Genomic DNA, 5037 nt, shown 5'->3' with positions numbered 1-5037 from the left:
TCCGCGTCCGGCCCGCCAGGAACCGGTCGCCCTCGACCGTCAGGAACCGCTCGACAAGCCGCTCCAGCGCCGAGTCGTCCCAGGCCGCGCACAGCCGCACCGCCGCGTCCGCGTCCGACGCCTCGACCGCACGCGTCGGCGCATATGCCACGCCCCGGTGCCGCGGATACCACTCGGACCGGTACCGCTCGACAAACGCCGCCGCCCGAGACGCGACCGCGCCACGCGCCGCCGGGTCCTCCTCCCCCGCACCCCCACCTTCGGACGAGCCGTTAGCCATTAGCCGTAAGCCGTTAGCCGTTTGGCACGCGCGTGCGTGAGACGGGACAACTTCAGGATTAGTAAGGGAATCTTCCGGAACCGCTGCGGGAGCTTTGCGGGAATCTTCCGGGAATCGTGCCGCCCCTGTGCCGGAATCGCGTGCCGGTCCGGATGCCTCCGGTGCTACCCCGGTCGTCTGGCTCGTCGCCTTCGGCAGCGCCGGCACGCGCACGCCCCCCGGATGGATCGACCACAGGTGCCGCGTCTTTGCGCTCACCTGGGCCGCGTCCGGCAACGGGTGCATCGTCCGCAGCGGGTAGCGCACCCGCTGGAAGTCCTGCCAGTCCGCCTGGTACAGGTAGCGCGACCCCTGGTGCGTGAACGCGGCCACCAGACCCACCTTCACCAGCCGTTCGATGCACCGTTGGACCGCCTTCGCCGGCCGGCCGCTCAGCCCGTCGTGCGCCGCCTGGAACGCCACCGCCGCGGCGCGCATCACACCGAAGTCGTTGGCCGCCAGCACGTACGTCGTCCACACCCGGTACTCCAGGTCCGACAGCCCGGACACCTTCGCCGAGTGGCCGAGCCGCGCGTGCAGAAGGCGGTCCGCAGGCATCGCTACACCGCCTCCACGCCGGCACCCGGCGCCGTCCGCATCGCCGCCGAACGGATGCTCTGTAAGCCGTTCCGCATCAGCACACGTCCTCCGGGTCGCACACGCCGCAGCGTGCCCACCGGGGCTTCGCCGCCAGCTTCCGCACCGTCACGTCTTTCCGTGCCCGCCACTCGGCGGCCACCTCCGGCCAGCACCCCGGGCAGACGAACACCAGGTCGCCCATCTCCGGGTCGACCGCGCGCCAGCCGCCGCGCCTCGCCGCCGGCTTCACCGCGGCCCCCTTCGGCGGCCACGCACCGCCTCGCCGGAGCCGCCCGCTTCGAGCCACCGCAGCAGCGCCGCCTTGCTCCAGCGAGGCCGCTTGTCGATCCCCGACAGCGGCGCCACCGGGAACACCCGCGCCCGCAGCCGCCGCTTGATCGTCGTCGTCGAGCAGCGCAGCAGCGCCGCCACGTCGTCGAGAAGCAGCACCGCCGGCAGCTCGTCCGCGCCGGCGTTACCGCCGGGCCGATTCGCGTCCATGTCTCTTCCTCCGCGCGCGAGGCCGCCACGCGCCGGTCCTTCCCGCCCGTCCCTTCGCCAGAGCTTCCGCCCGCGCTGCGGTCGCGGCCCGTTCGGCCTGCTCCAGCACGTCCAGCTCCGCCATCGCCGCCGCCTCGAAGTCCGCCGGCGGCTGCCGGTAGCCGTTCAACCACAGGCTCAACGTCGCCTGGCTGACGTCGAGCGCGCGCGCCAGCGCGTGCTGCGAAACGCCCAGCGCTGCGAGGCGGGCACGGACGGTCTGCACTCCCGTAATGTCCATTTACCGGCCAATGTAAAGGGCAGGATTGTTTCCCGTCAACTGTAAAGTTGTATTACCATCTAGGGCATGAGCATCTTCGGAGACCGGCTGCGGGCCGCCCGCTCCCTGCGCGCCGTCACCCAGCAGCAGCTCGCCGCCCACACCGTCAACACACGGGAGGCCGTCTCGATGGTCGAGCGCGGCAAGGCCGGCTGGTCACACGACAAGACCGCCGCCGCCGCGCGAGCCCTCGACGTGTCCACCGACTACCTGCACGGACTCACCGACGACCCGCGGACGGCCGAGCAGCTTCTCCGGGACCTGAAGGCCGCCCAGGGCCTCGAAGACCCCGCGGCGCGCGCCTCGGCCGCCGACGACGGCGACTTCGTCGGCGTCTCCGAGCTGGCATCGGCCGCCGGAGACGGCGCCGATGTCTACGACGAGCGCGTCATCGGGAGGGTCAAGTTCCTCCGCTCGTGGCTCGGACGGCACGGCCTCGTCGCCCGGCACTGCCGCATCATCCAGGTCAGCGGAGAGTCCATGGAGCCGACGCTCGTCGACGGCTGCTCGATACTCGTCAACCACGCCAGCCGACGCCGCCACGTCGGTCACATCTACGTCGTCCGCACCGACGAGGGCCTCGTCGTCAAGCGCGCCGGCCGCGACGAGGCCGGCGTCTGGCAGCTCGTCAGCGACAACCCCAACAAGCACCTCTGGCCCAACCGGCCCTGGCCGCCCAATGCCGTCATCGTCGGACAGGTCAAGTGGGCCGCGAGGACCTTCGCGTGAGGAGAGACAGCATGGATACGAACGTCACTGGAACCGGCGACGTCCGGACCGGCGCGGAGCAGGCGACCGGCACCCCGGCGGCGGAGAAGCGGCAGTCAACCAGGAAGAGGAGGCACTCGGCGAAGCCTGCCAGCGCCAAGCCGGGCTCCCGCCGCCGCGTGCGCGTCGCCGAGGGCATCTACAGGGACCGCCACGGACTCGCCGCCACCGTCAAGGTCAACGGGGTCCAGCGCGAGATCCGCTTCCCGCCCGGCACCCCGCTCAAGACCATCCGCGCGCGGCGCGACGAACTGCGCGCCAGCCTGCGGACGCTACCGGCCGGCGGCAAGCACTCCCTCAACCACGACACCGGCCGCTACCTCGACCAGGTGAAGACCACCCTGATCAGCTTCGGCGACCGCCGCCGCGAGCTGCTGGCGTGGCTGCCGCGCTTCGGGCATCTGCGGACGCTCGCGCTGCCCGCCCATCTGCCGGCGCTCAACGGCCAGCTACACGAGTGGCGCGACACGCTCGCCGCCTCGACCTGCAACCACCGCCGGCATGCGCTCACGAACCTCGTCCGAGTCCTCTACGGCCGCCGCGCCTCGTTCGACCTGCTCGACCTCGTCCGCTTCGCGCCGCCCCCGCCGAGGCCCCGATGGGTCGACCGCGGCCACATCGCCGACGTGCTCGCCGAGATCGAGACCGGCTCGGTCACCCGCGCCCGTCTGGAGCTGATGCACTGGACCGGGATGCGGCCCTCGCAGATGGGGCGGCTGCGCGCCGAGGACTTCCGGCTCGACGAGCCGATCCCCTACGTCGCCGTCCCGCGCGGGAAGGGCGGACGCATCGCCGCCGTCCCGTTGGTGCCCGAAGGCGTCGACGCCGCGCACGCCTTCCTCGACGCCGAAGCCTTCGGACCCTGGCCCCGCAGCAGCGTCAACCGTGCGCTCGCCGCCGCCGCGCGACGGGCCGGACGGCCGGCGTTCACCACCTACCAGATCCGGCACTCGTTCGCGGCAGGGTTGCGAAGGGTCGGCACCGACGTGGCCGACATCCAGGATCTGTACGGACACACCAAGCCCGAGACGACCATGATCTATGCGCCGCCCGAGCTGGCGAAGCATCGCGCCGCGCTCGAACGGTTGCGCCGGAACGACGCGACGGGCGTTCTCGACTGGCCGCCCCCGCTAGCCGGTGCGGACGGGCAAGTGCGGAGCACCGCTTGACCGGCAGGTCCGTACTGACACCGCGCGGCAGTTTTCTCGCCGACGGAGAGATAATCGGTGCGAGTCGCGGCCGGGTCGCGCCCGCCCGCCAAGGACCGGCCCGGCCGCCGAGGGCCGAAGGGAGACCCCGAATGCGAACAGCCGCGGGGCGACCTCGACGAGGTGACCGACAGCGGCGGCATCCTCGTCGCCGTCCGCCGCAGCAAGACCGACCAGGAGGGCAAGGGCAGAGACGTGCGCTTCGTCAAGGACGACGTCGCGTGAGCGCTCCGCGCGCTGCGGGCGGCCACGCGTCCGGAGCCGGGCGACCGTGTGGTACCGTTGTCGCCGCAGGCGGTCGGGATGCGCTTCACGGCCGCCGCCACCGCGGCCGGCGTCGAGCGCCGCGTGACCGCACACTCCGGGCGCGTCGGGCTCGCCTCCGAGCTGACACGCTGCGGCGCGTCCACCACCGACGTCATGCGCGCAGGAAACTGGAAGACCGCGAGGATGGTCGCACACTACGCCGCCGGAGCCACCGCCGAACGCGGCGCGGTAGCGCGGTACCTTTGACCGCGGGATGGGGGACCAAGTGGCTGCACCAAGAGTAGTGAATCGTCAAGGGGTGCGATCTGCCCACGGAAAACGCCAGCAGCGCGCCCGGGCCTCAATCGTCCGGTCTTGACCGTCTCCAGTGCCAAGGAGGACCCACCAACCGTTCTCGTGCACGATCGAGACTTCCCCATCGAAAGCCCCTTTGAAGTAGCTCAAGAAACAGATCCCATCTGAGGTCCGGACCATCCTCTTGGGCAACGGGTTCGTTTCGTGATTCCAGACGTACTCTTGCAAGTGATTGGGGTCATAAGCAGCAATCACTCGCTCTACTGGTGCGGCAATGAGGTGATCTACCACTGGCACCAGGGGATTCAGCGCCACGCCCACCAATCCAAGAGCGAATACGATCAGAGCGAGAGTTTCCAACAGGTACTTCGCCCGATCCAACCAACGGCGCATAGGAGTTGACATAAGCGGCCTTATCGGACGCCGCCGACGCTGCCAGCATCCGGATTCCGGTCGCGCTCGGCCTGCCGCCCGGCCAAGAACGACAGGTCCCGCGCGATGGCCTCCAGCGCCCGGCGCTGCGCGTCAAGCGTCGTCGCCAACGCGTCAGCGCGCTTCTCGGCGCGAGCTTCCACACCTTCGAGCCGCGCGACGATGCCGGAGTGAGCGTCTCGATTGGCGCGGTTTTGGATCAACGCCGTCACGATGACCGCTGCGGTCGGAACCACCGTCGCCGCCAACCCGAGCACGATGCTCCATTCTTCCATTGACCTTGCTCCACCCCTCACAACGCCGTCACGATGACCGCTGCGGTCGGAACCACCGTCGCCGCCAACCCGAGC

Annotated in this window: 9 protein-coding genes; 4 read left to right on the top strand and 5 right to left on the bottom strand. The window is 70.6% G+C overall.

Going from position 1 to position 5037, the window contains the following annotated elements; genetic code table 11:
• Positions 1-338 precede the first annotated feature (338 nt).
• The 4 genes from F4X11_08340 to F4X11_08325 form a co-directional block, all read right to left on the bottom strand.
• Positions 339-797 (bottom strand): hypothetical protein, encoded by a 459-nt coding sequence (locus F4X11_08340; protein ID MYN65022.1) that lies wholly within the window; start codon positions 795-797, stop codon positions 339-341.
• Between the two features lie 156 nt (positions 798-953).
• On the bottom strand, positions 954-1148 hold the full coding sequence (locus F4X11_08335) for a hypothetical protein (protein ID MYN65021.1): 195 nt from the start codon (positions 1146-1148) through the stop codon (positions 954-956).
• On the bottom strand, positions 1145-1399 hold the full coding sequence (locus tag F4X11_08330; GenBank protein ID MYN65020.1) for a helix-turn-helix domain-containing protein: 255 nt from the start codon (positions 1397-1399) through the stop codon (positions 1145-1147). The genes F4X11_08335 and F4X11_08330 overlap by 4 nt, the downstream gene beginning before the upstream one ends.
• Positions 1374-1679, bottom strand: a complete 306-nt coding sequence (locus F4X11_08325) for a helix-turn-helix transcriptional regulator (protein MYN65019.1) — start codon at positions 1677-1679, stop codon at positions 1374-1376. Before F4X11_08325 ends, F4X11_08330 begins: the two co-directional genes overlap by 26 nt.
• Positions 1680-1745: 66 nt before the next feature.
• On the opposite strand from F4X11_08325, the gene F4X11_08320 reads away from it, so the two are divergent.
• The 4 genes from F4X11_08320 (at position 1746) to F4X11_08305 (ending at position 4207) form a co-directional block, all read left to right on the top strand.
• Positions 1746-2447, top strand: a complete 702-nt coding sequence (locus F4X11_08320; protein MYN65018.1) for a helix-turn-helix domain-containing protein — start codon at positions 1746-1748, stop codon at positions 2445-2447.
• A gap of 11 nt (positions 2448-2458) precedes the next feature.
• On the top strand, positions 2459-3655 hold the full coding sequence (locus F4X11_08315; protein ID MYN65017.1) for a phage integrase family protein: 1197 nt from the start codon (positions 2459-2461) through the stop codon (positions 3653-3655).
• 57 nt (positions 3656-3712) lie between these two features.
• Complete coding sequence (locus tag F4X11_08310; protein ID MYN65016.1) at positions 3713-3919, top strand: hypothetical protein; 207 nt, start codon at positions 3713-3715, stop codon at positions 3917-3919.
• Between the two features lie 78 nt (positions 3920-3997).
• Positions 3998-4207, top strand: a complete 210-nt coding sequence (locus F4X11_08305; protein MYN65015.1) for a tyrosine-type recombinase/integrase — start codon at positions 3998-4000, stop codon at positions 4205-4207.
• A gap of 461 nt (positions 4208-4668) precedes the next feature.
• On the opposite strand, the gene F4X11_08300 is transcribed toward F4X11_08305, so the two are convergent.
• On the bottom strand, positions 4669-4944 hold the full coding sequence (locus F4X11_08300) for a hypothetical protein (GenBank protein ID MYN65014.1): 276 nt from the start codon (positions 4942-4944) through the stop codon (positions 4669-4671).
• Positions 4945-5037 lie beyond the last annotated feature (93 nt).

The organism is Acidobacteriota bacterium (genome assembly GCA_009861545.1).
Taxonomy (GTDB): domain Bacteria; phylum Acidobacteriota; class Vicinamibacteria; order Vicinamibacterales; family UBA8438; genus WTFV01.
Note: the sequence above shows the minus strand (reverse complement) of the source record. Positions and strands in the feature narration are given on the sequence as shown.

Bases quoted from the DNA above. Each gene is read 5' to 3' on its own strand.
- F4X11_08315 (MYN65017.1), top strand. From the start codon at position 2,459: ATGGATACGAACGTCACTGGAACCGGCGACGTCCGGACCGGCGCGGAG.
- F4X11_08330 (MYN65020.1), bottom strand. From the start codon at position 1,399: ATGGACGCGAATCGGCCCGGCGGTAACGCCGGCGCGGACGAGCTGCCG.
- F4X11_08320 (MYN65018.1), top strand. From the start codon at position 1,746: ATGAGCATCTTCGGAGACCGGCTGCGGGCCGCCCGCTCCCTGCGCGCC.
- F4X11_08305 (MYN65015.1), top strand. From the start codon at position 3,998: ATGCGCTTCACGGCCGCCGCCACCGCGGCCGGCGTCGAGCGCCGCGTG.
- F4X11_08325 (MYN65019.1), bottom strand. From the start codon at position 1,679: ATGGACATTACGGGAGTGCAGACCGTCCGTGCCCGCCTCGCAGCGCTG.